Annotated in this window: 21 protein-coding genes; 7 read left to right on the top strand and 14 right to left on the bottom strand. The window is 73.3% G+C overall.

All coding sequences use genetic code 11. The features are described 5' to 3' along the window. Positions 1–91: 91 nt before the first annotated feature. The 7 genes from MMF93_RS02350 to MMF93_RS02320 all read right to left on the bottom strand — a co-directional run bounded on the left by MMF93_RS02350 (position 92) and on the right by MMF93_RS02320 (position 9,710). The gene (locus tag MMF93_RS02350; RefSeq protein ID WP_242749108.1) at positions 92–2,479 is read right to left on the bottom strand and encodes a glycoside hydrolase family 3 N-terminal domain-containing protein; all 2,388 of its coding nucleotides are present in this window, start codon (positions 2,477–2,479) and stop codon (positions 92–94) included. Next, positions 2,476–4,410 carry a cellulase family glycosylhydrolase gene (locus MMF93_RS02345; protein ID WP_242749106.1) on the bottom strand — a complete coding sequence of 645 codons (1,935 nt, stop codon included), beginning with the start codon at positions 4,408–4,410 and terminating at the stop codon, positions 2,476–2,478. The genes MMF93_RS02350 and MMF93_RS02345 overlap by 4 nt, the downstream gene beginning before the upstream one ends. 61 nt (positions 4,411–4,471) lie before the next feature. Beyond that, a complete protein-coding gene (locus MMF93_RS02340; protein ID WP_242749104.1) occupies positions 4,472–5,518 on the bottom strand; it encodes a LacI family DNA-binding transcriptional regulator in 1,047 nt (348 codons plus the stop codon). After that, entirely contained in the window at positions 5,515–6,342 is an 828-nt protein-coding gene (locus tag MMF93_RS02335) for a carbohydrate ABC transporter permease (protein ID WP_242749102.1), read from the bottom strand. The genes MMF93_RS02340 and MMF93_RS02335 overlap by 4 nt, the downstream gene beginning before the upstream one ends. A gap of 11 nt (positions 6,343–6,353) precedes the next feature. Next, complete coding sequence (locus MMF93_RS02330) at positions 6,354–7,304, bottom strand: carbohydrate ABC transporter permease (protein WP_242749100.1); 951 nt, start codon at positions 7,302–7,304, stop codon at positions 6,354–6,356. 64 nt (positions 7,305–7,368) lie between these two features. Beyond that, positions 7,369–8,652: an ABC transporter substrate-binding protein gene (locus tag MMF93_RS02325; RefSeq protein ID WP_242749098.1), complete on the bottom strand. Its 1,284-nt coding sequence runs from the start codon at positions 8,650–8,652 to the stop codon at positions 7,369–7,371. 206 nt (positions 8,653–8,858) lie between these two features. Beyond that, on the bottom strand, positions 8,859–9,710 hold the full coding sequence (locus tag MMF93_RS02320) for an SGNH/GDSL hydrolase family protein (RefSeq protein WP_242749096.1): 852 nt from the start codon (positions 9,708–9,710) through the stop codon (positions 8,859–8,861). Between the two features lie 347 nt (positions 9,711–10,057). Here MMF93_RS02320 and MMF93_RS02315 point away from each other — a divergent pair, with 347 nt between their 5' ends. Then, positions 10,058–11,701, top strand: a complete 1,644-nt coding sequence (locus MMF93_RS02315) for an amidase (protein ID WP_242749094.1) — start codon at positions 10,058–10,060, stop codon at positions 11,699–11,701. A gap of 147 nt (positions 11,702–11,848) precedes the next feature. Here the strand turns inward: MMF93_RS02315 and MMF93_RS02310 are convergent, their stop codons facing one another. Continuing rightward, positions 11,849–12,484 carry a TetR/AcrR family transcriptional regulator gene (locus MMF93_RS02310; protein ID WP_242749092.1) on the bottom strand — a complete coding sequence of 212 codons (636 nt, stop codon included), beginning with the start codon at positions 12,482–12,484 and terminating at the stop codon, positions 11,849–11,851. Positions 12,485–12,578: 94 nt separating this feature from the next. Between MMF93_RS02310 and MMF93_RS02305 the strand changes: the two genes are divergently transcribed. From MMF93_RS02305 to MMF93_RS02295, 3 genes are all read left to right on the top strand, one after another. Then, the gene (locus MMF93_RS02305; protein WP_242749090.1) at positions 12,579–13,007 is read left to right on the top strand and encodes a nuclear transport factor 2 family protein; all 429 of its coding nucleotides are present in this window, start codon (positions 12,579–12,581) and stop codon (positions 13,005–13,007) included. Further along, positions 13,004–13,891, top strand: a complete 888-nt coding sequence (locus MMF93_RS02300) for an NAD(P)H-binding protein (protein ID WP_242749088.1) — start codon at positions 13,004–13,006, stop codon at positions 13,889–13,891. Before MMF93_RS02305 ends, MMF93_RS02300 begins: the two co-directional genes overlap by 4 nt. 200 nt (positions 13,892–14,091) lie before the next feature. After that, positions 14,092–14,970, top strand: a complete 879-nt coding sequence (locus tag MMF93_RS02295; RefSeq protein ID WP_242749086.1) for an ABC transporter substrate-binding protein — start codon at positions 14,092–14,094, stop codon at positions 14,968–14,970. A gap of 31 nt (positions 14,971–15,001) precedes the next feature. Here the strand turns inward: MMF93_RS02295 and MMF93_RS02290 are convergent, their stop codons facing one another. From MMF93_RS02290 to MMF93_RS02270, 5 genes are all read right to left on the bottom strand, one after another. Then, positions 15,002–17,083, bottom strand: coding sequence for a prolyl oligopeptidase family serine peptidase (locus MMF93_RS02290; protein WP_242757202.1), 2,082 nt, complete (start codon positions 17,081–17,083; stop codon positions 15,002–15,004). Positions 17,084–17,181: 98 nt separating this feature from the next. Further along, positions 17,182–18,657, bottom strand: coding sequence for a sialate:H+ symport family MFS transporter (locus MMF93_RS02285; protein WP_242749085.1), 1,476 nt, complete (start codon positions 18,655–18,657; stop codon positions 17,182–17,184). A gap of 72 nt (positions 18,658–18,729) precedes the next feature. Continuing rightward, entirely contained in the window at positions 18,730–19,407 is a 678-nt protein-coding gene (locus MMF93_RS02280) for an N-acetylmannosamine-6-phosphate 2-epimerase (RefSeq protein ID WP_242749084.1), read from the bottom strand. Next, on the bottom strand, positions 19,404–20,369 hold the full coding sequence (locus tag MMF93_RS02275; RefSeq protein ID WP_242749083.1) for an ROK family protein: 966 nt from the start codon (positions 20,367–20,369) through the stop codon (positions 19,404–19,406). The genes MMF93_RS02280 and MMF93_RS02275 overlap by 4 nt, the downstream gene beginning before the upstream one ends. Continuing rightward, a complete protein-coding gene (locus MMF93_RS02270; RefSeq protein ID WP_242749082.1) occupies positions 20,366–21,325 on the bottom strand; it encodes a dihydrodipicolinate synthase family protein in 960 nt (319 codons plus the stop codon). Before MMF93_RS02270 ends, MMF93_RS02275 begins: the two co-directional genes overlap by 4 nt. 197 nt (positions 21,326–21,522) lie before the next feature. Here MMF93_RS02270 and MMF93_RS02265 point away from each other — a divergent pair, with 197 nt between their 5' ends. Then, positions 21,523–22,218 carry a FadR/GntR family transcriptional regulator gene (locus MMF93_RS02265; protein WP_242749081.1) on the top strand — a complete coding sequence of 232 codons (696 nt, stop codon included), beginning with the start codon at positions 21,523–21,525 and terminating at the stop codon, positions 22,216–22,218. 9 nt (positions 22,219–22,227) lie between these two features. On the opposite strand, the gene MMF93_RS02260 is transcribed toward MMF93_RS02265, so the two are convergent. Further along, entirely contained in the window at positions 22,228–23,058 is an 831-nt protein-coding gene (locus tag MMF93_RS02260) for an SAM-dependent methyltransferase (RefSeq protein WP_242749080.1), read from the bottom strand. Positions 23,059–23,218: 160 nt separating this feature from the next. On the opposite strand from MMF93_RS02260, the gene MMF93_RS02255 reads away from it, so the two are divergent. Continuing rightward, positions 23,219–23,932 carry a GntR family transcriptional regulator gene (locus MMF93_RS02255; RefSeq protein ID WP_242749077.1) on the top strand — a complete coding sequence of 238 codons (714 nt, stop codon included), beginning with the start codon at positions 23,219–23,221 and terminating at the stop codon, positions 23,930–23,932. 51 nt (positions 23,933–23,983) lie between these two features. After that, positions 23,984–25,138, top strand: coding sequence for an N-methyl-L-tryptophan oxidase (solA, locus tag MMF93_RS02250; protein ID WP_242749075.1), 1,155 nt, complete (start codon positions 23,984–23,986; stop codon positions 25,136–25,138). Positions 25,139–25,176: the final 38 nt, after the last annotated feature.

The raw sequence follows: 25,176 nt of genomic DNA, 5'->3' as shown, positions 1-25,176 counted from the left end.
CGCCCCCTGAGCCTCGGTGGGGGAGCCGAGACGCAGTGGTGTCACGGTCCCCGTCCCGGTCACGGCGGTCGGGCCGAGGGGCGGTAATGGGTCACGTTCCCCCGTTCGGGTACGCACCTCCCTCCGGGGGACGGGTCCTGCTGTCCGCGGCGGCCGGTTGCTCCGGGGCCGGCCGCCGGCCCGGCCCCGGTACGCGGGCGGGCTCCGCCTCGATCAGCAGCCGCACTTCCTGCGTGCGGTCGGACGAGGGGCCCGTCTCCAGGGCGAGTTCGCCGGGCTCGACGGCCGGTTCGAGGTCGCGGCCGACCGACGCCAGCGTCTCGTGGCCGATCTCGAAGACCGCTTCCGCCGCCTGTCCGGGGGCCAGGGCGAGCCGGGTGAAGCCGCGCAGTTCGCGGGTGCGCGGCCACGACGAGCCGCCCCACACGCGCCGTACGTACAGCTGCACCGTCTCGCGCACGGGCCGCTCACCGGTGTTGTGCACGGTGACGCGGCACGTCAGGGACGGGCGGTCGGTGGTGACGCGTGAGCGGGACAGGCGGGGCGGCGCGTAGCCGACCGTGGTGTAGGACAGGCCGTGGCCGAAGGCGTGGCGGGCGCGGGCGCTCTGGTCGACGTAGCCGCGGTAGCCGTGGTCCTTGCCGTTGTAGTAGACGGGGAGTTGGGCCGACGAGCGGGGCACGGAGACCGGGAGGCGCCCTTCGGGATCGGCCGCGCCGAACAGGACGTCGGCGAGGGCGCGTCCGCCCCAGGGGCCCGGGTACCAGGCGCTCAGCAGGGCGCCCACCGTGCCGGACAGTTCGGGCAGCGCGTGCGGCCGGCCCTGGACGAGGACCACGACGACGGGCACCCCGGTGGCTGCCACGGCCCGCAGCAGTTCCCGCTGGCCCGTCGGCAGCCGCAGGTCCGCGAGGTCGACGCCTTCGCCCGCGGTGGTGCTCGACAGGTCGCTCGTCGGCGGCAGCGCGGCGCCGTTGGCGGCGAAGGCGGTGTCCTCGCCTCGGGCGCTGGATCCGCCCAGGACGAGGACGGCGACGTCCGCTTCCGCCGCCAGTGCCACGGCGCGGGGGACGCCGTCGAGGCCGGCGCCGACCAGTCGGCAACCGGGTGCGTGGGTGACGTCGGTGCCGGGCGGCGCGGCCGCGCGGATGCCGTCCAGGACCGTGTGGCCGACTCCGGGCCGCTGCGGTGCGGTGTAGTCGCCGAGCTGCTGGGGGAGGGAGTCGGCGCCGGGGCCGAGAACGGCGATCCGGCGCGCCCGCTCGGTGAGCGGCAGGGTCCGCCCGTCGTGGGCGAGCAGCGTGACCGAGGCGCGGGCGAGGCGCTCGCTCAGCTCCCGTAGCGGCGGGTGCGGGGGCGGCCCGGGCTGCGGCGCGTCCTGAACGGGGGACTGCTCGAACAGGCCCAGGCGGAACTTCAGCGTCAGCACCCGGGCCACGGCACCGTCCAGGGTCTCCTCGGCGACCATGCCGCGGGTGACGGCCTCGGCGAGACGGGGGAAGCAGGCGTCCCACAGGCTCAGGTCGCAGCCCGCGTCGAGCGCCAGCGCGCCCGCGGCGACGGGGTCGCCCGTGAGTCTGACCAGCCGGTCGATGGCGGTACCGTCCGCCATGACGAGACCGTCGAAGCCCCACCGCCGCCGCAGCAGGTCTCTCAGCAGCCCGCGGTGGGCGACGCAGGGCAGTCCCTCGAACTCGTTGTAGGCCGCCATCACCCCCGCCGCGCCCGCCCGGACACCGGCCCTGGCCGCCGCCAGATGGATCTCGTGGAGTTCGCGTGCGCCGAGTTCGGTCGCCGCGCTGTTGCGGCCGCCGAGCGTCGCGCCCTGGCCCGCGAAGTGTTTGAGGACGACGGCCGCACCCGCCGTGCGCATGCCGCGTACGAGGGCCTCGGTGAACCGCGCGGCCAGGTACGGGTCCTCGCCGAAGCACTCCTCCGTGCGGCCCCAGCGCGGATCGCGGGCGAGGTCGAGAGCGGAGACGAGGGCCACGTGGCCGCCGCGCCGGCGCAGTTCGGCCCCGGCTCCGGCGGCCGCCGCCTCGTACAGCTCGGGGTCCCAGGTGGCGCCCACGGCCAGGTTGACGGGCAGGACCGTGCCGTCCAGCGCCTGGTGGCCGTGGGGCACTTCCTCCACCAGGAGCACCGGGATGCCCAGGCGGGTGTTCTCCACGACGTGCCGCTGGACCGCGTTCGCCAGGCCCGCCGCGTCCGCGGCCGTGATGCCGTCCGCGTAGCCGACGCCGGACCAGGCGTCCGCGCGCTGGAGTCCGTAGAGGGCGCCCATGCCGTCGTAGGCGGCGACCTCGGCGCGGAAGGCGTCGCTGATCCGGTGCCCTTCGGGCGTGCGGGTGTAGGCGTGCCAGCCGTAGAGGCGCTGGTTGACCTGGCCGACCTTCTCCCTGAGCGTCATGCGCGCGAGCAGGTCGCGCACCCGCTCCGGCACCGGCGCGGAGGGGGCGCGGTAGCGGGGCCCGCTCACCTCAGCTCCAGCACCCGCACGCCCCAGGGGGCGAGCGTCACCGCGGGCTCCGGGGCGCCGGTGCGCAGCTCGTGCAGGGTGCCGTCGGCGGCCGGGTGGACGGTGCGCTCCTCGTCGCACTGACTGATCAGCCACACGAAGCGCCGCCCGTCCTCGTGGACGAGGACGTCGGCGCCGACGTACGGGTCGTCGACCGTCACGGCGCGGCGGACCCCCGCGACGTGCGCGAGTGCCGCGTACAGCCGGTGCGTGTCCTCGGGGTTGACGCGTGCGGTGCGGGCGGCCATGTGCTCCAGCGGGTAGGTGGCCAGGACGGTACGCCCGGCGCCCGTCTCGTGGACCAGCAGCGCGGGGCGGCCGTGTGCGTCGACGGCCACCACGCGGGCTCCGCGCTCCACGACGGGCAGGTACGCCCGGCTGTCCTCGTTGCCTGCGACGGGGAAGCGCAGCACGTCCCCGGCGGCCAGGGGGCCGAAGTCCTGGGTGAACGTCATCTCCAACTCGTCGTCCTCGATGGGTTCGGCGACCCCGTAGGACAGCTGGAGTTCCACCCCGAAGAGGCCGTCGAGACCGTCGAACCAGGGGCCGCGGGTGCCCGGGTGCTCACCGGAGCAGAACGACAGGTAGACCGTGGCTCCCTCCTCGGCCCTGCGCTGGAGCGCCCGCCGGGTGCGGGTGGTGAACTGCCGGGTCGCGGGCAGCAGGTACAGGGCGGCTTCTCCGGTGAGCCCGTCGGCCTCCCTGGTGAGGCCCACGGGCAGGTCGGCGGCGCGTGCCGTCACGTAGCTCTGGTGCAGCGAGGTGAAGATCAGCGGGCGGTCGGCGGGGCGGCTGTAGGGGTAGTCGCGCTCCAGGAAGGCGGGCACGACCAGGGCGGCGTCCGCGTCCGTGCGGCGGCAGCGGGCGAAGTCGACCGCTGCCAGCGTGTCGGCGAACGCGGCGAGTTCTCGCAGCGGTGCCTTGGGGGCTCCGGTGCGGTCGGTGATGCCGAAGTGCATCTCGAAGGGGTGGTGGTCGTAGGGGGCGCGGTCCCACAGGTCGTCGTAGTCGGTGTTGTTCCACGCCATCCAGCCGGTGGCGCCGCCCAGCAGCGAGGTGTGCAGCGTCTGCCGGTAGTAGACACCCGCGTTGCGGGCGGAGACGGTGTCCGTCGAGACGCCGAACTCCTCCAGGACGACGGGCTGCCCGGTGACGGCGGCCAGTTCGCACTCGAAGGCCGCGCGGTGGTGCTGGCGGGCGCGGTCGGTGTCGGAGCGGTAGACGTGCGGGCCGACGAAGTCGACGTACTCGGCGGTCTCCCGCAGGGAGAAGCCGTTGTCCCGTCCGGTGACCTCGATGCCCCACGCGCCGTCCCCGAGGGAGACCGGCTGGGTGCCGCCCGCCGCCCGCACGGCGTTGCACATGGCCTGCGCCCAGGCGGTGACGACGTCGCACGAGGGCGGGTCGACCTGGTACACGCGGCCGTACCCCGGCATCTCGTTGGTGATCAGCCAGCCGGTCACCGCGGGGTGGTCCTTGAAGCGGCGGGTCATCTCGGAGACGAACCAGGCCTGCCTGCCCACCATCCACACGTCCTCGTACAGGTCGCGGCCTGCGCGCCAGACCGGGTCCCAGTTCTCGCCCGACATGTGCCCGACGATGAAGGTGGGCACCGTTGCCATGCCCGCCTCGGTGTGCGCGTCGAGGAAGTCGGTGAAGTGCCCGCACAGTGCCTCGTCGACGCGGTGCGGCTCGGGGTGGAAGTCGGGCCAGTAGAAGAACGAGCGGGTCATGTTCAGCCCGTGCTCGCGCAGGACCCGCAGCTCCTCGCGGACCGTCTCGGGGCGGTAGTCGCGCCACATGAGCGGCCCGCCGGTGCGCGACCAGAAGTTGGCGCCGAGCCAGGGCAGGACGGCGGGGTCGTGGGTGAGTCGGGCGCTGTGGCGTCGCATGGTCCTTCTCGTCCTCGTGGAGCGGTGGGTGGTTCCGGCGGCTCGGTGGTCGGGCAGCTGGTCAGCCGGGTGCGGGTCCTGTCGACTCGCGGACGACCAGCCGCGGCCGGTCCTCCAGTACCGGTGCGGCGACGTCCTCGCCGCAGCGGGCGAGCAGGGTGCGGGCGGCCGCGCCACCGACCCGCTGCACCTGCTGGTCGACCGTGGTCAGCCGGGGGTGCAGCCAGTGGCCGAGCGGCAGGTTGTCGTAGCCGACGACGGACAGGTCGTCGGGTACGCGCAGGCCGGCGCGCTGTGCGGCACCGATACCGCACACGGCCATGGAGTCGTTGGCGTAGACGATCGCGGTGGGCCGGTCGGGGGCGGCCAGCAGCGCCTCGGTCGTGGCCGTGGCCGACACCTCGGTGAAGTCGGTGTGCAGCACGGCCCACGGCCGCAGCCCGGCCGCTTTGAGAGCCGCCTCGAAGGCGTCGCGCCGCAGCCGTGTGTGGTGCAGTTCGGCAGGCCCTGCCACGTAGGCGATGCGGCGGTGCCCGAGCCCGGACAGGTGCGCCACCACCTCCTCGACGCCCGCGCCCTGGTGGCCCAGGCCGACGCTGGGCACGGGTCCGGCCGCGTCGGGCGGGCCCAGCACCACGGCGGGCAGCCGCAGGCGGGCCACCAGCGCGGGGCGGGGGTCGTCGGCGCGGGCGTCGGTGAGGAGGGCGCCGTCGACCCGCCCCTCGGCGGCGAACCGCTGGTAGAGAGCGGTCTCCTCGCGCACCCCTGCGACCAGGTGGAGGAGGAGCCCGTAGCCGCGGGGCGACAGCTCGCCCTCGATGCCGGTGATCAGTTCGCTGAAGTGCGGGTCGGCGCCCAGCACGTCGGTGGGGCGCCGCACGACGAGCGCGAGGGTGCGGGTGCGGGCGCTGCGCAGCGCGGCGGCGGGCGCGTTGGGCGACCAGCCCAGCTCGACGGCGGTGGCCAGGATGCGCTGCCGGGTCGCCTCGGCAAGGCGGCCCTTGTCGTTGAAGGCCTGCGAGACGGCTGCGGTCGACACCCCGGCAGCGGCCGCCACCGCCTTGATGGTGGGGCGTTTGGCGGGAGGCTGTCCGGTGGAGGCGCTCACATCTTCACCGCCCCGCTGACGAGGGCCTGCTGCATGCGTCGCTGGAGCACCGTGTAGACGATCCAGACGGGGACGAGGGTGAGCACCGTTCCCGCAGTGAGGACGCCGTAGTCGGTGCCGGTGATGGCCTTGAGCGTCGGCAGGGCGACCTGGACGGTGCGCTGGGCGGGATCGGGACCGATGATCACCAGCGAGTACAGGTACTCGTTCCAGAAGGTGAGGAAGTTCAGCAGCAGGACCGTCGCGATGCCCGGCAGGCACATCGGCGCGTAGACGTGGCGCAGCACCGCGTACGTGGAGGCCCCGTCCATCCGGGCGGCCTCCTCCATCTCCTTGGGTACGGTCCGCATGAACTGGACCAGGATGACGACCGAGAGGGGCATCGCCGTCGCGGGCAGGAACAGCACCATGAACGTACGGGTGTGGAAGAGGCCACTCGCCGCGGCCAGCAGGAAGGTGGGGAAGAGCGCGGCGAAGGTCGGGATGAGGAACCCCAGCGAGAAGACCTTCTCCATCGCCGAGGCCAGGCGGCCCGTCGAGCGGGCCAGGGCGAAGGCGGCGGGCAGCGCCAGCGCCAGCGTCAGCACCAGCGCGACGCTGGTGACCAGCGCCGAGTTGACGACGGCGAGCCCGAGGTCGGCGCTGGTGAAGGCCGTGGAGAAGTTGCCGAGGCCGAAGGAGTCCGGCAGCGCGAACGGGTGCGCGAAGATCTCCTCGTTGCTCTTGAACGCCGACGCGAGGAAGTAGTACAGCGGCACGAGCAGCAGCACCGCGTAGCTCCACACCAGCAGGTGCGCGGGTATCCAGCGTTTGCCGAACTTCATGGTGCGTCCGATCAGTAGGTCTGCCGGAAGAGGCGGCGGATGGTCAGCAGTCCGGCGAGCCCGGCCAGGAAGAGGAGGACGCCGACGGTCTGGCTGTAGCCGAGGTCGGCGGCGATGAACGCCTTCTGGTAGACGAGGAACGACAGCGTGGTCGAGGAGCTGCCGGGGCCGCCCTGGGTGAGCAGCAGCACGTGCTGCGCCGATCCGAAGAGCGTCCACAGGAACTGCAGCATGGTGACCACGCCCACGTAGTCGCGGATGACGGGGAAGTGGACTCGCCACATCGTCCGCCAGTGCCCGGCGCCGTCCAGCTGCGCGGCCTCTCCCAGCTCGTCCGGGACACTGCCAAGACGCGCGGCGAAGAGCACGGCGGTGAAACCGATGCCGGCCCAGACGTCCAGCGCGATGAGGCAGGCCAGCGCGGTGGAGGGGGAGGCGAGCCAGGCGTCGGTGAGCGAGGTCAGCCCCGCGGATTCGAGGGCGCCGTTGAGCAGCCCGTCGGGGGAGAGCGCGGCGTAGAAGACCATGGCCTTCGCCGGGGTGGAGATCAGCCCCGGCACGAACAGCAGGTAGCGGATGACGCGGTGCCCCGGCGGCCGCTGCGCCACGTAGTAGCCCACCATGTAGGCGCACACGATCATGATCGGCAGGGCCACGGCGAGTTGGACGGCGGTGTTGCGCACGGCGGCCCAGAAGACCGGGTCGTCGAGCACGGTACGGAGGTTGCCGAGCCCCGCGAAGGAGACCGGCTGGAGCATGCCGGGCCAGCGCAGTGCGGCGATCACGAAGATGGCCACCATCGGGCCGACCATGAAGACCAGGTACCACACCAGTGCGGGCACGGCGAGGATCGTGCCGCCCTGCCGGCGCGGGCGCGGCCGTGGGCGGCGCCCGGCGGTGCGGGGCGGCGTACCGGTCAGGCCGGGCTCTGCCGCGCCGGGTGTCGGCGTCAGCGTCGTCATGAGGTGACTCCCGTGGGCTGGGGCTCGGGACGTGGGGGAGGGGAGGCGGGGCGCGGGCTCATGCTCAGCGGTACGCGGCCTCGAGCGCTGCACGTACCCGGGCCGCGCTCACACCACGGGTGAAGGACGTGCTGGTCGCGGTGATCAGCGGCTGGTTGGCTGTGGGCGGTACGTACACGTCGGGCAGCAGCACCTGGCCGACGTCGGAGCCCAGCCGCTGCGCCGCGGCCACGAGGGGGAAGTCGGTGCTCAGCGCGTCGGAGCGCACGGCCATGTCGCGGCCGCTCTCGGTGATGAACGCCGAGACGGTGTCGGCCCTGTACATGAAGCGGAGGAACTTCCTCACGGCGTCGATCTTCTTGGTGCCGTTGGGGCTGATCCAGAACCCGATCAGGGTGTAGGAGCGCAGGATGGTGGGCTTGTCGTGGACGGCTCCGTCGGCCAGGGGCCAGCCGCCGACGTCCGTGTGGCGCGCCACCCGCTCGGGCACCTCGGCGAGCGCCGAGGACATCGCCGACTCGATCGCCGCTGACTGGGTGTTGAACTGCGTCATCATCGAGTCCGAGGTGAGGCCCTGCGGTTTGTCGGTGAAGACGCCGGAGTCGCGCAGTTCGACGAAGTAGTCGATGCCCTGACGCGCGCCCCTGCTTCCGAAGTCCCCGGTCGCGTAGGCGTGCCGGGCCTCGTCCTCGGTGAGGAAGGTCTGGATGATCTGGGCGAGGAGCTTCTGCCCCGTCCAGTCGTTGCCGCCGACGGTCACGGGCGCGGTTCCTTTGGCGCGCAGCTTGCGCGCGGCGCGGATCAGCTCGTCGCCCGTGACCGGTATCTCCGCCACGCCCGCCCTCTCCAGCAGCGCCCTGTTGTAGGCCACGGGCCAGTTGGTGGCGAAGTACGGGAAGGCGCGCAGCCTGTCCTCGCCGTCGGTCCACGCCGCGAGCGCCTCGGGCAGTACCCGCTCGCGCAGCCCCCAGTCGTCCAGGTAGTCCTTGACGTCGACGGTGGCGCCGACGTCCGTCCACGCCAGCGTCTTGTCGTAGAGGTTGACCATGACGACGTCCGGCTCCTTGCGGGCCAGGCGCGCGGTCTCGTAGACCTGCGCGAGGTCGTCGCCGTTGACCAGGTTCTTGACCTTCAGCCCCGGGTTCTCCTTCCGGAAGCGGTCGAGCGCCCGCAGGTAGGTGGCGGAGCCCGGAGCGGTGGTGCCCAGCTGGCTGTGCACCACGAGCGTGTCGGGGTCACCTTCCGCGGCGGCCAGCGCGGAGCAGCCGGACAGGGCGGGGAGGGCGGTCGCGGCGAGGCCGCAGCCTGCGGCGAGGAGGCCGCGTCGGGTCAGCGGGGACGAGCGCACAGCGGGAGGTCTCCAACCAGGCGGTTAACGAGTGGTTAATCGATGTACCTCTGGAGGTGCGAGGAACCTAGACCTCCGCGGGTCTGCGGTCAAGACCCCGCCGGGGAGGAGCGGTCGCACACGTGTGAGGGTGGCCCCCACCCGGTGGGGGCCACCCTCACACGTGCGTGCCCTTCCGCGCCCGACGACGGGGCGGGCGCGGACGCTCAGCGCCGTACGGCCGCCAGCACCGCCTGGGACATGGCCTGGTGGCCCGCGGCGTTGGGGTGGAAGCCCGCGGCGTCCACGGCCTGGAGCGGTTCCGCCCAGCGGGTGCCCACGGGTTTGCACAGGTCGTGTCCGACCGAGCCGGTGTAGGTGTCGACGTACTCGGCCCCTGACGCCTCGGCGCGCTCGGCGAGCATGGAGTTCAGTCTCTTCTCCGTGTCCCTGAGCCAGGGGGCGTCACCCGAGGCGAGCGAGACGGTCCGCGGGCAGTTGCCGCCGTCCTCGGGCAGCAGCGCGGGATAGCCGACGACCAGTACGCGTGCGCCGGGTGACCTGTCGTGAATGCCGCGCAGCACCTCGTCGATCTTCGTGGCCGTGGCCTCGATGCGGGCGGCCAGCTCGTCGGAGCCACCGAGGGAGTAACTTGCCTTGCACGGTGCCCCGTTCGGCACGAGAGCGCCGAGCAGAACGCAGCGCGCGACGATGCCCCCGAACCCGATGTCGTTGCCGCCGATGCCGACGGTGACCAGGTCGGTGGACTCGTTCAGCGCGTCGAACTGCGGGGGCGCTGTGCCCTGCGGTGCCGTCATCTCGGCTGTCGTCGCGCCACCGCAGCTGGCGTCGGTGAACGTCCCAGGCGCCAGCGCGGCCGTCACCAGCGTCGGATAGTTGTGGTCGGAACGGCCGCAGTTCTCATCCGTCTGCTCCGGGATGCCGGGACCCGAGGTGTAGGAGTCGCCCAGGGCGACGTAGCGGGTGAGCGCCTGAGCTGTGCCGTGGGCCCCCGGCTCCGCCGAGGAGGCGGCGGGGGCGCCGGCGAGGACGAGTACGGCGGCCACCGGGAGCGACACGCCGGCCGACAGTGCGGCGCGCACGCGCCCGAAGGCCGGGCGACGGGCCGGTGAGGGCCGTCTGGGCGCGGGTCGCGCGATAGGAGAACGGGATGCGGACATGACCACCTCGCAGACCAACTGGACGACGGAATCGACGGGATGAGACGCGGTCGTGGCGGAGCCGAGGGGCGCTAAGGGGGCGGAACCGATTTCTCCGAGCGGGGGGCCGATTCCTCCGAGCGGGGGGACCGGTTCTACCGAGCAGTAAGAGTGGCCATCGCTCCCCTCGCCGTCAAGGCCGGGGGAGACGCGCCGTGCGAGGGGCCCCCTTGCGCGCCAGGGGGATGTGTAGTCGGCTGACCTCCATGGGGAAGAGGAGTGTTGCCGCACTGATCGCAGCCCTGGTCGCGGGGTCCCTGCTGACGGGCACGCCGAATCCGCGCGCGGAGGCGGCCGACACCGCGACGGGCCAGACGCCCCCCGCGGCCGACGCGCTGGGATTCGACCTCGACACGGTCACCATTCCGCAGCTCCAGCGCCGCATGGCGAAGGGCTCGTTGACCTCTTCCGCCCTGACCCGCGCCTACCTGCGGCGGATCGAACGCATCGATCCCACGATCAACGCGGTGCTGCGGACCGACCCGACGGCCCTGCGGCAGGCGGCGGCCAGCGACGCGCGGCACCGGCACGGCAGGGCCCGCGGTCCGCTGGACGGTATCCCCGTCCTCGTCAAGGACAACGTGAACACCCGCGGGCTGGCGAGCACCGCGGGATCGCTGGCACTGGCGAAGCACCCTCCGAAGACCGACGCCGCGCTGGTGACCCGGTTGCGGAAGGCCGGAGCGGTGATCCTCGGCAAGACCAACCTGTCCGAGTGGGCCAACTTCCGGGCCGAGAAGCCGACCTCGGGCTGGTCGGCGGTCGGCGGCCAGACCCACAACCCGTACGTACTGGACAGGAATCCGTGCGGCTCCTCCTCGGGGTCGGCCGCCGCGCTCGCCGCGTCGCTCTCCCAGGTGGCGATCGGGACCGAGACGGACGGATCCGTCGTCTGCCCGGCGGGCATGAACGGCGTCGTCGGGCACAAGCCCAGCCTCGGGCTGGTCAGCGGGTCCGGCGTGGTGCCGATCTCCGCCGAGCAGGACACCGCCGGGCCCATGGCCCGCAACGTGACCGACACGGCGCTCACCCTGGCGGTACTCAGCGGCGAGGGGAGCGAAGGAGAGGTGCGGAGCGGCGGGAGTACCGCCAGGCCGGGCCACGCGTCGGGCGGCGTGCTCGGCGACCGCGTGGCGGAGCTGACGCACCCCGGTGGGCTGCGCGGCAAGCGGATCGGTCTGTGGCGGCTGCCGTCGCTGGGCCCCGAGGTGGACGCCGTGATGAGCCGCACGGCCGAGAAGCTGCGCGCCGCCGGCGCGCAGGTCGTCGAGGTGACCCCGCCCTATCAGGACCGGCTGGCCGAGCTGGAGTTCCCTGCGCTGCTCAGCGAGTTCCACCGGGACATCAACGCCTACCTCGCCACCCGCGACGGACCTTCCGACCTCGCCGAGCTGATCGAGTTCAACCGCACCCACCCGGCGGAGCGCGGCTGCTTCGCGGGACAGGAGCTGTTCGAACAGGCGCTGGCCGCACCGCCCACCACCGACCCGGAGTACCGGGCGATGCGCGCCGAGCTGAAAGACCTCTCCCGGCGTTCCATCGACGAGACTTTGGCCGCCCACGACCTGGACGCCCTCGCCTCTCCGACGAACCCGCCCGCGTGGACGACCGACTGCGCGCGGGGCGACGACGACGTGATCCCGTCCTCCACCCCCGCGGCCGTCGCCGGGTACCCGTCGCTCTCGGTGCCCGCGGGATCGGTGGGCGAGCTGCCTGTGGGCCTGCTCCTGATGGCCGGTGACCACCAGGACGCGAGGCTCCTGTCGCTGGGCGCGTCGGTGGAGCGCAGGCTGGACGCCTGGCGCGCACCCCGCTACCTGCCGTCAGTGGGGTCCGGCCCCGCCCACTGACCGGGCGCCGCCGACGGACCGGGCGCCGCCCACTGACCGGGCGCCGCCGACGGACCGGGCGCCGCCCACTGACCGGGCGCCGCCGACGGGCCGGGCGCGACGCGCCGGGGACCGATGTCGTCCGCCCGCCCGGCGCCGTTCGCCCCGTCAGCGGGTTCCGGTCCCGCTCGTCGGCCCGGCGCCGTCCGCCGCCCCGCCCGGTGCCGGGCCGCCCAGCACACGCCCGGTGAAGTCGGCCAGCTGCGCCCGTAGTTGCTCGCGTGAGAGGTTCCGCCGGCCGGCCAGGTGGTCGACGAGGTCGGCGCGCACGGCGGCGAGCAGCGCGTGCGCGGCGAAGTCACTTCCGGTGAAGCCGGGAAGCCGCTCCAGTACGCCGCTGAGCGTCGCGTGCCACCAGTCGTAGTGTGCGGCGCCGTAGGGGCTGTCGGACCCGGCCTCCTCCAGCGCCAGCGACAGGTGCCGGTGGTCGAGCTTGAAGCACAGGAGGGCGTCCAGCAGAGCCAGGGCCCTCTCCCTGGGCGGGGTGGCGGGTCCGAGCGGGTGCGGCCCCTCGGCGACGGCCTGGCGCACCGGTTCGAGCCGGGCCTCGAAGAGCGCGTGGATCAGGCCGGTGCGGTCCCCGAAGCCGCGGAAGAGCGTGCCCTTGCCGACGCCGGCCGCTGCCGCGATGTCGGCCATGGTGACCTGCGCGGGTCTGTCGCAGCTCGCGATGAGCCGGTCGGCCGCCTCGAGTACGGCTTCCCGGTTGCGGGCGGCGTCGGCGCGGGGCTTGCGCTCGGGCACGGGTCTCCTCCAGCTGCTTAAGCGGACTCTCAGTCCGTATAGTCGTCGACAGAAACGGACCGAGGGTCCGCATTCTAACCCGGAGGGAACACCCATGCCCGCGCATCCGCGCCCCGCGGACCTCTTCCGCCACGGCCTGCGACTCCTGCTGGAGAAGAACATCCCCGCCTGGGTCGACCTGTGGGACGACGACGGCGTCTTCGAGTTCCCCTTCGCGCCCGAAGGGTGGCCCGAGCGGCTGGAAGGCAAGGCCGCCGTGGCCGACTACATGCGCCACTACCCCGACCACATCGACCTCCACGCCTTTCCCCACGTGCACATCCACGAGACCGGCGAGCCGGACACCCTCGTCGTCGAGATGCGCGGGGTGGGGCGGCTGGTGAGCAGTGGCGCCCCGTTCGACATGACCTACATCGCCGTGGTCACGGCCGTGGAGGGCCGCTTCACGCACTACCGCGACTACTGGAATCCGCTGGCCCTCCCGCGGGACGGCGCAGCCGACTTCACCCGGAGGACCCGATGACCTCGCGCCACACCCATCCCGACGCGCCTCCCGCCGTCCTCGTCATCGGGGCCACCGGCACCACCGGCAGCCGCGTGGCCGCCCGCCTCGCCGCGGAAGGACACCGCGTCAAGGCGGCAGGCCGCCGTGCCGCCCCGGTGCACGGCGCACGAACCGTCCGCTTCGACTGGTACGAACCCGGCACCTACCCGGAGGCCCTGCGCGGAGCCGACCGCGTCTACCTGGTGCCGCCCGTCGGATCCACCGAACCGGCCGCCGTGATGCGCCCGTTCCTGGAGCAGGCGCGCGCGAGCGGAGTACGCCGTGCCGTACTGCTCAGCGCCTCGGCGATCGCCGCCGGAGGGCCGGCGGTCGGACAGGTCCACGAGATGCTGCCCTCCTTCTTCGACGAGTGGGCGGTCCTGCGGCCTTCGTGGTTCATGCAGAACTTCACCGGCGACCATCTCCACGCCGCCACCATCCGCGCGGAGGGCGTGATCCGGACCGCCACGGGCGAGGGGCGCGTCGGTTTCGTCGACGCCGAGGACATCGCGGCCGTCGCCGTCCGCGCGCTGACCGACACCCGCAGCCCGGACACCGACCTGCTGCTCACGGGCCCCGAGGCGCTCAGCTACTCCGACGTCGCGCACCTGCTCACCGAGGTGACAGGGCGTGCCGTCGCCCACAGCGCGTTGACGTACGAGCAGATGCGGGACCACCTGACGACCCAGGTGCCGGCCGACTTCGCCGCCGTGCTCGCCGGCATGGACCTGGCCATCGCCGAGGGCGCCGAGGACCGCACCACCGACACCGTCACACGCGTCACGGGACGTCCCGCCCGCAGCCTGCGCACGCACCTCGCGGAGGCAGTGACACCCGGGAACAAGGAAGTTAGGCTCACCTAAGTCGTAAGCCCGGGGAGCGGACGCCGCCCCCGCGGACCCGAGGGGAGGGGACGGGCGCCGCCCCGCGCCGGACGGACACCCCGGCGCGCCGAGGCGACCGCCCGGCCCCACCCCCACCGGCCCGCAACCAACTCCCAAGGAAGCGAGGCACTGTGGTCGCAAGCGATCTGTGGACCTTCCGCGACGATAGGGGGCAGGAGGTGACAGCCGCACGCACGCCCCGGCGCCTCGTCGCCTACACGCAGGCGGCGGCCGTGCTGGCCGAGCACGGGGTGCCCGTCGCCGCGGTCTTCGGCTCACCGCACGACGAGCCGGGCACCGACCCCGTCGAACGGGAGACCCCCGGCCTCCGGGACGCCGCCTACCTGGGCGCCGGAGCGGAACTGACCGCGCAGGACATCGCGGGGGCCGAGCCGGAGTTGCTGGTCACCGTCACCTACGACGGCGACCGGCTCTACGGCATAGGACCCGACCTGCACAAGGCGCTCGAACCCTCCTTACCCGTGGTCGTCCTCCACGTCGGCCCTGGCACGAGCCTGGCGGACGTAACCCACCGTTTCGCCGCACTGGCCGGCACGCTGGGCCCGGCCCGCGAGGACGCCACGGCGGGCGCGACGGGCCAGGGGCAGGAACAGCGACAGCGACAGGAACAGCGCCAGGGGCCGGACGGCAGCGTGGGACAGCTCGAAGCGGCAGCGCAGGCGGCCCCGCACGTCCGGGTGCTGGCGCTCTCACCCGCCGGCACCGGCCAGGCGCACCTGGCACGTCCGGCCGGCTGGCCGCTGCTGGGCGAGCTCACCCGGGCGGGCGTGCGCGTGCTCGACCTGCCCGCCGCGGGCCCCAGTTGGGCGACGTACGGCTGGGAGGAACTGGCCGGCCTGGAGCCCGACGTCATCCTGCGCGACACCCGGGCGAACGCGACCCCCGACGCGCGGTTGGCGGACGTCGCCGCCTGGCAGCGGATGAGTCGCCGCGCCCAGGTGCTGCCCTGGAACCCCGAACTGCCCTTCACCGCCGACGCGGTCGCCTCCTTCCTGGACGCGGTGGCCGACGCGCTGCACAGGGCCGCGACGCCGTAGCCCGCCCCGCCACAGCCGCGCTGACGCTGTGTCAGCGCGGCTTCGCCTCGCCCTTCGCCGGTACCCGGCCGTCGTCGCTGAGCGACCGCCACAGGAAGGAGTGCACCACGGCCTCGACGTAGGCGGCCTGCTCGTGATCGGCGGCCCCGGCATGACCGCCGCCGGTGTTCTCGTAGTAGTGGACGGGCAGCCCGAGTTCCCGCATGCGCGCGGCCATCTTGCGGGCGTGGCCCGGATGGACGCGGTCGTCGCGGGTGGAGGTGGTCAGCAGCAGCGGCGGGCAGGTGCCGCCCGCTTCCCGGCCCATCCCGGGGCGCAGGTTGTGGTACGGCGACCAGCGCAGCAGATGGGCGCGGTCGCGGGGGTCCTCAGGGTCGCCGTACTCGGCGACCCAGGACGCCCCGGCCAGGAGCCGGTGGTAGCGCAGCATGTCCAGCAGCGGCACCTCGGCGACGACCGCGCCGAAGAGTTCGGGGTGGCGGGTGAGCATGACGCCCGTCAGCAGGCCGCCGTTGCTGCCGCCGCAGATGCCCAGCCGGCCGGGCGTGGTGACGCCCCGCAGGACCAGGTCGCGGGCCACCGCCGCGAAGTCGTCGAACGCCAGGACGCGGTCGGCGCCGAGCGCGGCCTGATGCCAGGCGGGCCCGTACTCGCCGCCGCCGCGGATGTTGGCGATCACGTAGGTGCCGCCGCGCTCCAGCCACGCCCGGCCCGTCACGGCCGAGTGGAAGGGCGTCAGGGAGACCTCGAAGCCGCCGTACCCGTACAGCAGGACGGGCGCGGGGCCTTCCTGCCCCTCCTGCCCGACCACGAAGTAGGACACCCTCGTCCCATCCGCCGAGACGGCGAAGTGCTGCCGCACCAGCAGCCCCTCGGTGGAGAAGCGGGACGGTGCCCGCTTCAGCGTCTCCACTTCCGGGTCGCCCGCCACGGTGCGGCACAGAGTGGCGGGCTGCACGAATCCGGAGACCGAGAAGAAGACCTCCTCCCCGCTGTCACCGTCCTCGTCGGGCGAGGTGGCCGTCACCCCGGCCGACGACAGCGCGGGCACCTCACCCAGCGGGCGACGCGACCAGGTGCCCGAGCCCGAGGGGGTCAACAGGTGCAGGTGGGAGGAGACATCGGTCAGCGTCTCCAGGACGAGGTGGTCGCGGGTGGTGGCGTACCCCTCCAATACGGTGCGCTCGTCGGGCGTGAACAGCACCTCGTGAGAGCGCTCGCCCCGCAGGAAGGCCTCGAAGCCGAACGCCAGCAGCGCCCCGGCGGGCCGCTCCAGCCACGGCGAGCGCAACGTGACCAGCAGCCACTGCCGGTGCACGCCGACCAGCGCGTCGTCGGGCGCCTCGATGCGCACCACGGGGCCGTCCGCGCTGAGGAGGAAGTGCTCGCTGTGCCAGAAGTCGCGGCTCCGCACGGCCAGATCGCGCTCGAAGCCGGGCGTGGGGTCGTGCCAGGCACTGACGGACACGTCCTCGTGGTCCCCCTCGAAGACGACAGGGGCCGCCTCGAGCGGGGAGCCGCGGCGCCAGCGCCGCACCGTGCGCGGGTAGCCGGAGGCCGTGAGGTCGCCAGGGCCCGCGTCGGTGCCGACGAAGAGGTGGTCCTCGTCGATCCAGCTGACGGAGTTCTTGGCCTCGGGCAGCCGGAACCCGTCCGCCATGAACGCGCCCCTGTCCATGTCGTACTCCCGTACGACGGTCGCGTCCGCGCCGTCCCTGGAGAGCTTCACCAGCGCCCGCCTGTGGCACGGGCGCAGGACGGCGGCGCCTGCCCACGTCCACGGCACACCCTCCTCGTCCGCCAGCGCGTCCACGTCCAGCACGGTCTCCCAGTGCGGATCGGACGTGCGGTACTCCTCCAGGGTGGTGCGCCGCCACACCCCGCGCAGGCGGGTGGTGTCGCGCCAGAAGTTGTACAGGTGCGGGCCGCGTCGCACCACGTACGGGATGCGCGCGGAGTCGCCGAGGACCTCGCGCACCTCCTGGCGCAGCGCTTCGAACCCCGGGTCGGCGGTCAGCTCCGCCACGGTCTCGGCGTTCCGCTCGCGCACCCAGGTGAGCGCGGCGTCGCCTTCGATCTCTTCGAGCCACAGATACGGGTCGTCATCCTCCATCACCCCGCCATTGTCGGCCCCGCACCGGTGAGCCCTCGCCACGCGCCCGCACGGGGGCAGGTGAGGAGGGCTCACTCCGGGCGTTTTTGAGCGCCGCGTCAGGCGCCGGTACGCGCGGACGGGGGCCGCGCCTGATCGCGGGGCGCTGGACCCTCGTCGACGAGATGGTCGGCGGGCCCGTCCGGGTCGAGGAGCCTGCCGAGGCGGCCCGGCACGTCGAAGCCGACGAGCAGGACCACGACCATCGTCCCGGCGAAGGTGAGGAGGGCCAGGGACTGGCCGAGGTCCATGCCGGAGGCGAGGTTGGCCCCCAGCACGGGGGCCACGGCGCCGCCGAGTGCCCCCACGTTGTAGGTGAAGCCCAGCGCGGCGGCCCGGCTGCGGGTGGGGAAGTGGCCGCCGATGTAGCGGGGCAGCAGCCCCGAGATGCCGAAGCTGGTGGCCTGCAGGAAGAACAGCAGGACGCCGAGCAGCAGCAGGTTGTCCTCGACCGCGAAGACGGGGAAGACGAAGACCAGCGAGGCCACCAGGGTGAAGGCGTAGGCCTTCTTGGTGCCGATCCAGTCGCCCACGAAACCGGCCAGCCAGCAGCCGACCATCGTGCCGAAGCCCGCGTAGTACAGCGCGTCGGTGACCTGGCCGGGGCTGTAGCCCAGGTCCGACTTCAGGTAGGTCGGCAGCAGCGCCTGGATGGGCCAGGAGTACAGGAAGGCGAAGAAGATCGTGACGATCATCGCCACGTAGAGCAGCCAGCCGCGCCGGCCGCCCAGTTGCACGGCGAAGGCCACCAGGGCGAGTCCGGCGATCACCGACAGCACAGGCACCAGGCCCTCGCCCAGCGGCGTGAAGACGGCGAAGAGCGAGACGGTGGCCGCCACGGCCAGTACCACGTTGGCCGTCCCCCTGGCCCGGGTGGCGAACAGCGGACGGAACGGGTTGGGGCGCTCCTCCTGCTCGCCGACCTCCGCCTTCCAGTCCGCGGCCTCGGGCAGCGCACGCCGCATCCACAGCGCGATGACGATGGGGATCAGCCCCACGTAGAACATCCAGCGCCAGCCCAGCGTGGGCACCACCCACTTGTAGACCTCCGCGGCCAGGACGGTGCCCACCGAGTAGCCGGAGATCAGGAAGCCGCTGGCCCGGTTGCGCATCCGCACCGGCCAGCTCTCCATGACGTAGGTGGCGCTGGCGGAGTACTCGCCGGCCATGCCCATGCCGATGGCGAGCCGGGCGACGAACAGGCTGGTGTAGTCCCAGGCGAACCCGCAGGCGAAGGTGCCCAGCGAGTACAGCAGGATGCTGACCACCATCGACAGCTTCCGCCCGAAGCGGTCGCCGAGGGCGCCCAGCAGGGCGCCACCGAGCCAGCGGGTGATGAAAGCGGCCGAGACGAGGCTCGCGGCCTGGACGGTGTCGAGGCCGAAGTCGTCGCTGATCTCGGTCAGTACGAGCGTGATCAGGACGAAGTCGAAGCCGTCGAGGAGGTAGCCGATCCAGGCGGCGAAGAAGGCCTTCCACTGGCTGCGGCCCACCTGGCGGTACCAGGGCGGCTGTGCGGGGGCGGTGTGGTGCACGGTGACTCCATGATGCCGGACAGCCTCGTCGTCGAGCGCCGTCGGGAACGAGCGCCTTGCGGCGCGGCTGCGTCAGGGGCGGGCGAGGCGCTCCACGAAACGGCCCGTCAGCGCGGTGGGTGCGGTGATGGCGGTGCCGACGACGACGCTGTGAGCGCCCAGGGCCAGGGCCTCGGCCGCCTCGTCGGGGGTGTTGATCCGTCCCTCGGCGACGACGGGCACCTCGAGCGCTTCGGCGAGGGCGGCGACCAGCCGCAGGTCGGGGCCGGCCTGCCGGGGCGTTCCCGGCACGTAGCCGGACAGGGTGGAGGAGACCATGTCGGCGCCGTCGCGGGCCGCGGTGACGCCCTCCTCGAAGGACGAGACGTCCGCCATCACCAGGGCGCCGGCCTGGTGGACCGCCGTGACGAGCTGGGCGAACGTGCTGCCGTCGGGGCGGGGCCTGTCCGTGGCGTCGGCGGCGACGACGTGGGCCCCGGCGTCCGCGACGGCCAGGGCGTGGTGCACCGTCGGCGTGATGTAGACGCCGGTGTCGCCGTCCTTCCACAGGCCGATCACGGGCAGCGAGACGGCGGCGGTGACGGCGGCGACCACCTCGGGCTCGTTGACCCTGATGCCCGCGGCCCCGCCGGCCGCCGCGGAGTGGGCCAGCCGCACGAGGGTGCCGGTCTCCCGCATCGGGTCGCCGGGCGGCGCCTGGCAGGAGACGATCAGCCGGCCCTTGACGGCGTCTGCGACGGATGAGGTCATCGTGTTTCTCCCGGGTGGTGAAGGGTGACGGTGCGGGTGAGCAGCGCGGCGCCGAGGACGGCCGCGTCGGGGCCGAAGCGGGGGCGCACGGGACGCAGGTCGTGCAGCGGCGGCATCAGCTCGGCGCGGAAGGCGTCGGTGAGCGCGGACCAGTAGCGGTCGCCGACGCGCGGGACGCCGCCGCCGACGACGACCCGGTGCGGGCCCACGACGTTGGCGAGCCCGCCCAGTGCCCGGCCGGTGGCGCGGGCTCCGGTGGTCAGAGCGCGCTCCGCGGCGGCCTCGCCCGCCGAGGCGTGCGCGGCCACCGTCTCCAGCCGGTCGGCGCGGCGGCCGCTCAGCCGCTCGTACAGCGCGGTCATGGCGGGCCCCGAGGCGATCACCTCGAGGTGTCCCGTGCCGCCGCAGGTGCACGGCAGACCGGCGGCCTCCGGGCTCGGCAGGTGGCCCAGGTGCCCGGCGATGCCCGCGCTGCCGTGCAGCATCCGGCCGTCCACGGCCACCGCGCCCCCGATGCCGGTGCCGATCGCGGCGTAGACGAAGGAGTCCTGCGCATCGCCCGGGGCCGGCAGCTCGGTTGCGGCGGTGGCGCGCACGTCGTTGTCGCAGGCGACCGGCAGTCCCGTGCGCTCGCCGAGGCCCGCCGCCAGCGCCGTCCCTGCCCATCCCGTCAGGGAGTCGGTGGCGCTGGTGACGGTGCCGGTGCGCGGATCGATCACGCCGGCGGCGGCGACGCCGATCGCCGCCGCGCCGCCGTCGACCTCGCGCGCCGCGGCGGCCAGCGCGTCGAGGACGGCCTCGGCCCCCTCGCGGGCGGGGGTCGGCCGGTGGTGCCGCCGCAGCACCGCACCGTCAGGACCGACGAGCGCGGCGGCGATCTTGGTGCCGCCCAGGTCGAGGCCGATCACCGCCGCTGTCCGCGCGGTGCCGGCGGCGGGCCGCGAGGCGCGGGCCGTAGTCATCGGACGGTGGTCAGACCGGCGTCGCGCAGCCGCGCGCCGACCTCGGCGGTCGCCGTGGCGTCCAGCTGGATCTGCGGGAAGGCGGTGTCGCCGCACTCGATGACGCCCAGCAGCCGCAGGGCGGCCTTGAAGGCGCCGAGCGCGGAGGAGCTGCGCCCCATGTCGGCCTCGGGGCCCGCGTCCACCAGAGCGAACAGGGAGGTGAGCCGCTCCTGCTCCTTGGCCGCCAGCAGCCAGTCGCCCGACCTGGCCGCCTCCCACAGGCGCACGTAGCCGGCCGGGTCGACGTTGCCGAGGCCGGGGACCACGCCGTCGGCGCCGGCCAGCAGCGCCGCGTCCACGGTCAGTTCGGAGCCGGTGAGCACGGAGAAGCCGGGGGCGCGTCCGGTGGCCCGCCCCTCGCGGCCGCCGAGCTCCACCAGCAGGCGGCGCAGCGACCCCTCGTCACCGCTGCTGTCCTTGAGCCCTGCCAGGGTGCCGTCGGCGGCGAGCTCGCGCACCAGGGTGGGGGAGAGCTTGCTGTGCACCGAGACGGGCAGGTCGTAGGCGAACAGCGGCAGGTCGACGCGGTCGCGGACGCGGCGGAAGTGTCCGGCGATCTCGCGCGGGTGCGTACGGGTGTAGAAGGGGGCGGTCGCCACGAGGCCGTCAGCGCCGAGCCTCTCCGCTTCGCGCGCGTGGTCGAGCACCCGGTGGGTCGTGGTGTCGATGACGCCGGCCAGCACCGGTACCCGGCCGGCAACGGTTTCCACCACGGTCTTGAGGGCGGTGCCGCGCTGGCCGTCGGTGAGGTAGGCGACCTCGCTGGTCGAGCCGAGGGCGAAGAGCCCGTGCACTCCGCCGCCCAGCAGGTGCTCGACCAGCCGGGCCAGGGACGCGGTGTCGACCTCTCCGGCGCTGTCGAGCGGGGTGCACACGGGCGGGACGATCCCGCTCAGGGGCGCGGTCACAGGCATGGCGGTACTCCACAAGTCGCTGAAGCGGGCGGCCGGTTGCTCGACGGACCGCCCGCGAACATAGGATGTAAGACGTCTTATGTCTGTACTCTAGGTGACCCCGACACGTGTCATCAAGAGGTAATGGGTCACAATCCACAGCGGGCCGTCGGAGAACGGGTCACCGCAGCCGGGTCACCCGAGAAAGGAACGCACGCGTGCCACGCACCACGGTGTCTGAGGATCTGCAGGCGCGGATCCGGCAGCTGATCCTGGACCGCGGTCTGGGCCCGGGCTCGCCGATGCCCACGGAGACCGAGCTCGTGGAGCTCTTCGACGTCAGCAGGGTCTCGGTGCGCGAGGCGCTCAAGGCCCTCCAGGCCCTGCGCGTGGTCGAGATCCGGCGCGGTTCGGGCACGGTCGTCGGCTCGCTCTCCATGGCGCCCTTCGCCGAGGGGCTCGCGTTCCGCGCGGCGGTGCGTCACCGCCACGGCGAGGCGGGGCTGTACGAACTGATGCGGGTGCGCGAAGCGCTGGAAGCCGGCCTCATCGTCGGTGTGGCCGCCTCCGTGCCCGCCGAGGACCTCGACGTCCTCCGGGGGATCGTCGCCGCCATGGAGCGCGAAGCCCGCGAGGAGGGCGGCATCGCCAGGGCCACCGATCGCGCCTTCCACCTGGCCCTCTACAGGTCGCTCGACAACCACCTGCTGAGCGAAGTGCTCGACGCCTTCTGGGCGGCCATGGAAAAGGTGCGCGGCGACTTCGACGGAGGCCATCAGGACCCGCTGATCACCTGCGCCCACCACAGGGAGATCGTGGACGCGGTCGCGGCCGGGGACGGCCCGCGCGCCGAACGCGCGATGCGCACCCACTTCGACGGCATCCGCGAACGGCTCCTCGCGGGCGAGGGCTGAACGGCCGCGTTACGGCTTGATGCCCACGCCCGCCCAGACGGACGTCTCCGCCGGGCTGACGGTGCCGGGCAGGGCGGGGGGCTCGTCGGGCGCGGCGATCTCGGGGTGCCAGTCGCAGCTCGCGACGATCCCGGGCTCGACCAGGTCGAGGTGGCGGAAGAACCCCGCGACGGCCTCCCGCGGGCGGACGGTCAAGAAGATGCCGCGGTCGCGGTAGACCCGCTCCACATCGTGCACAGAACCCGACTCGTCCCGCACCTCCAGGTCGGCGGTGCCGTGCGTAAGGACGAGGGCGCTGCCCGGCGCGAGATCCCGCAGGAGGCGGCTGACCAGCGCGGGTGGCTCGTCCGTGTCCGGGATGAAGTGCAGCAGGGCGACGAGCGACACCGTGACGGGCTCGGCGAAGTCGAGCGTCTTGCCGGCGTGTTCGAGGATCACCTCGGGGTCGCGGACGTCCGCCTCGATGTAGTCCGTCGCCCCCTCGGGGGTGCTGGTCATCAGGGCGCGGGCGTGGGCGAGCACGATCGGGTCGTTGTCGGAGTAGACGACCCGGGCGGTGGGCTGCTCCTGCTGGGCCACCTGGTGCAGGTTGGGCGCGGTGGGGATGCCGGTGCCGATGTCGAGGAACTGGCGCATGCCGCGCTCCCTGGCCAGATAGCGCACCGAGCGCTGCATGAACTCCCGGTTCTGGCGGGCCGCCGTCATGACGTCCGGCAACGCCGCCAGCGTGGCGGCCGCGGCTTTCCTGTCCACGCTGTAGTTCGTCTTCCCGCCGAGGAAGTAGTCGTAGATGCGGGCGCTGTGCGGCGTGTTGCCGGGTTTGAACGACGCTTCACTCACGGGACCCCCTGGTGGTGACGGTGAGCGAACACTCTGCCCCACCGCGGCAGTTGGCCGCCACCCGGCCTTCCGCGAGCGAGCGCGAGGGTGGAGCCACCGGTCCCCGATACCCGTGTCCGAGGTATTGACCGGTCATTTGAACCACTACTACGGTCCTTTCATGTCAGCGCCGTTGTACCTCCGGATCCGCAGCGAGTGGGAAGCCCGCATCAGATCCGGCGAACTGCCACCCGGCTCCCGGCTCCCCACCGAGGCCGCGTTGCAGGAGCAGTACGGGATCGGCCGCGCCACCGCGCAGCGGGTCCTGCACGAACTGGCCCAGGCAGGGCTCGTCGAACGGCACCGCCGCCGCGGCACCTTCGTGGCGGACAGCGCCCGCCAGGAGAATCTGCTCAGGTTCGTGAACCCCCGGCTGAGGGGACCGGAGATCCCGGGACGGCACGAGGTCCGCAGCGCCGCCGTCGTCCGCGCCGCGGAGGCGACACCGCCGGTGGCGGGACTGGCGGACGACACGCCGGTCAACCACCTGGTGCGCCGCAAGTTCGACGTCGAAGAGACCCCTCTCGCCCTGGAGTACACCACCGTCCCGTTCGCGCTCGCCCCGCACCTGCTCGACGAGGACCTGGCCCACCTGACCCTTCTCTCCTACTTCCGCGCACACCGCGTGCCCGTGGCGACCTCGCGGATGTACCTCGACCCCGTGCTGCTCGACGAGCGGGACGCCGGGCTGCTCGCCTGCGACCCCGGCCTCCCCGTGCTGCGCCAACGCAGGCTGACCTGGCTGGCGAACGGGGAACTCGCCGAAGCGGCGGCGTACCTGCTGCGGCCCGGCCTCATGGAGTTCTACATCGAGCAGTCGGTCAGCGGTGACTGACCACCCCACCCGTACCGCGTGCTCACGCGATCCTCCGTAAGGAGCTTGCTCATGACGGTTTCCGCGCCCCGTGTGGCGATCGTCGGAACCGGCGTCATCGGCGCCATGACGGCCTGGCAGCTGGCCACGCGAGGCGCCGACGTCCTCGCGTTCGACGCTTACGGCCGCGGACACGACCGGGGAGCTTCGGCCGGCGAGTCCCGGATCTTCCGCACCGTCTACAAGGAAGGCGTCTCCTACGTCCCGCTGCTGCGCCGATCCCACCGGCTGTGGCGTGCGCTGGAGGCGGACTGCGGCCGCTCGCTGCTGAGACTGTGCGGCGGCCTGACCATCGGAGCACCCGACGAGCCCGACGTGTCGGCGGTGCGGCGCTGCGCCGAAGAGGCCGGCCTCCCGCACGAGGTCCTCGACGCGGCGGCCGCCGCCGAGCGGTACCCGCAACACCGGCTCGACCCGGGCGAGATCGCCGTCCGCGACCCCGACGCGGGCGTCCTGCGCCCCGAACCCTCGGTCCAGGGCGCGCTCGACGCGGCCGAGCGCCACGGGGCGCGCGTCCTCTCCTACCACCGCGTGGAGGAGTGCGCCGAAACAGCGGCCGGCTGGCGGATCACGGCCGAGGGGCAGACCCACGAGGTCGACCACCTCGTGCTCACCCCGGGGCCGTGGTCACCGCACCTCGCGCCCACGAGCGGCATCCCCGTGCGGGCACGGCTGATCACCGCGTGCTGGTTCGCCGCCCGCGACGTGCCCGCCCACCAGCCGGATCGCCTGCCCATCGCCATTCGCCGCCACCCGGACGCGGGCTTCTCCTGCTTCCCCGTCCTCGACGGCGTGGCCGTCAAGATCGTGCCGCACCACCTCGGCTGGCCCGAACTCGAGGACCCCGCGGCACTCCCGCGCAGCGCCGCCCCCGACCTGGCCCGCGCGGCCTCCGCCGCCGTCCGGCGCCTGCTGCCGGGACTGGCACCCGACCCCGTCCGCATCAGCACCTACGCGGAGGGGTTCACCCCCGACGAGCACCCCGTCGTCGGACCGCTCCCCGGCGCGGCGAACGCCACCGTGGCGACCGGCTTCTCCGGGCACGGGTTCAAGCTCGCGCCGGTCTTCGGCCAGATCGCCGCCGATCTCGCACTGAACGGCGGCACGGAGCACGACATCACACCGCTCGACCCGCGGCGGTTCGCCCCGGCGGCCGCGCGGCGGTAACCACCGCCGCTGCCGGGCGCCGCGGTACCCCCGCCCAG

The organism is Streptomyces tubbatahanensis, assembly GCF_022699385.1.
Lineage (GTDB): Bacteria > Actinomycetota > Actinomycetes > Streptomycetales > Streptomycetaceae > Streptomyces > Streptomyces diacarni.
Note: the sequence above shows the minus strand (reverse complement) of the source record. Positions and strands in the feature narration are given on the sequence as shown.

Bases quoted from the DNA above. Each gene is read 5' to 3' on its own strand.
- MMF93_RS02345 (WP_242749106.1), bottom strand. From the start codon at position 4,410: ATGCGACGCCACAGCGCCCGACTCACCCACGACCCCGCCGTCCTGCCC.
- MMF93_RS02335 (WP_242749102.1), bottom strand. From the start codon at position 6,342: ATGAAGTTCGGCAAACGCTGGATACCCGCGCACCTGCTGGTGTGGAGC.
- MMF93_RS02330 (WP_242749100.1), bottom strand. From the start codon at position 7,304: ATGACGACGCTGACGCCGACACCCGGCGCGGCAGAGCCCGGCCTGACC.
- MMF93_RS02315 (WP_242749094.1), top strand. From the start codon at position 10,058: ATGGGGAAGAGGAGTGTTGCCGCACTGATCGCAGCCCTGGTCGCGGGG.
- MMF93_RS02305 (WP_242749090.1), top strand. From the start codon at position 12,579: ATGCCCGCGCATCCGCGCCCCGCGGACCTCTTCCGCCACGGCCTGCGA.
- MMF93_RS02300 (WP_242749088.1), top strand. From the start codon at position 13,004: ATGACCTCGCGCCACACCCATCCCGACGCGCCTCCCGCCGTCCTCGTC.
- MMF93_RS02290 (WP_242757202.1), bottom strand. From the start codon at position 17,083: ATGGAGGATGACGACCCGTATCTGTGGCTCGAAGAGATCGAAGGCGAC.
- MMF93_RS02280 (WP_242749084.1), bottom strand. From the start codon at position 19,407: ATGACCTCATCCGTCGCAGACGCCGTCAAGGGCCGGCTGATCGTCTCC.
- MMF93_RS02275 (WP_242749083.1), bottom strand. From the start codon at position 20,369: ATGACTACGGCCCGCGCCTCGCGGCCCGCCGCCGGCACCGCGCGGACA.
- MMF93_RS02270 (WP_242749082.1), bottom strand. From the start codon at position 21,325: ATGCCTGTGACCGCGCCCCTGAGCGGGATCGTCCCGCCCGTGTGCACC.
- MMF93_RS02255 (WP_242749077.1), top strand. From the start codon at position 23,219: ATGTCAGCGCCGTTGTACCTCCGGATCCGCAGCGAGTGGGAAGCCCGC.
- solA (WP_242749075.1), top strand. From the start codon at position 23,984: ATGACGGTTTCCGCGCCCCGTGTGGCGATCGTCGGAACCGGCGTCATC.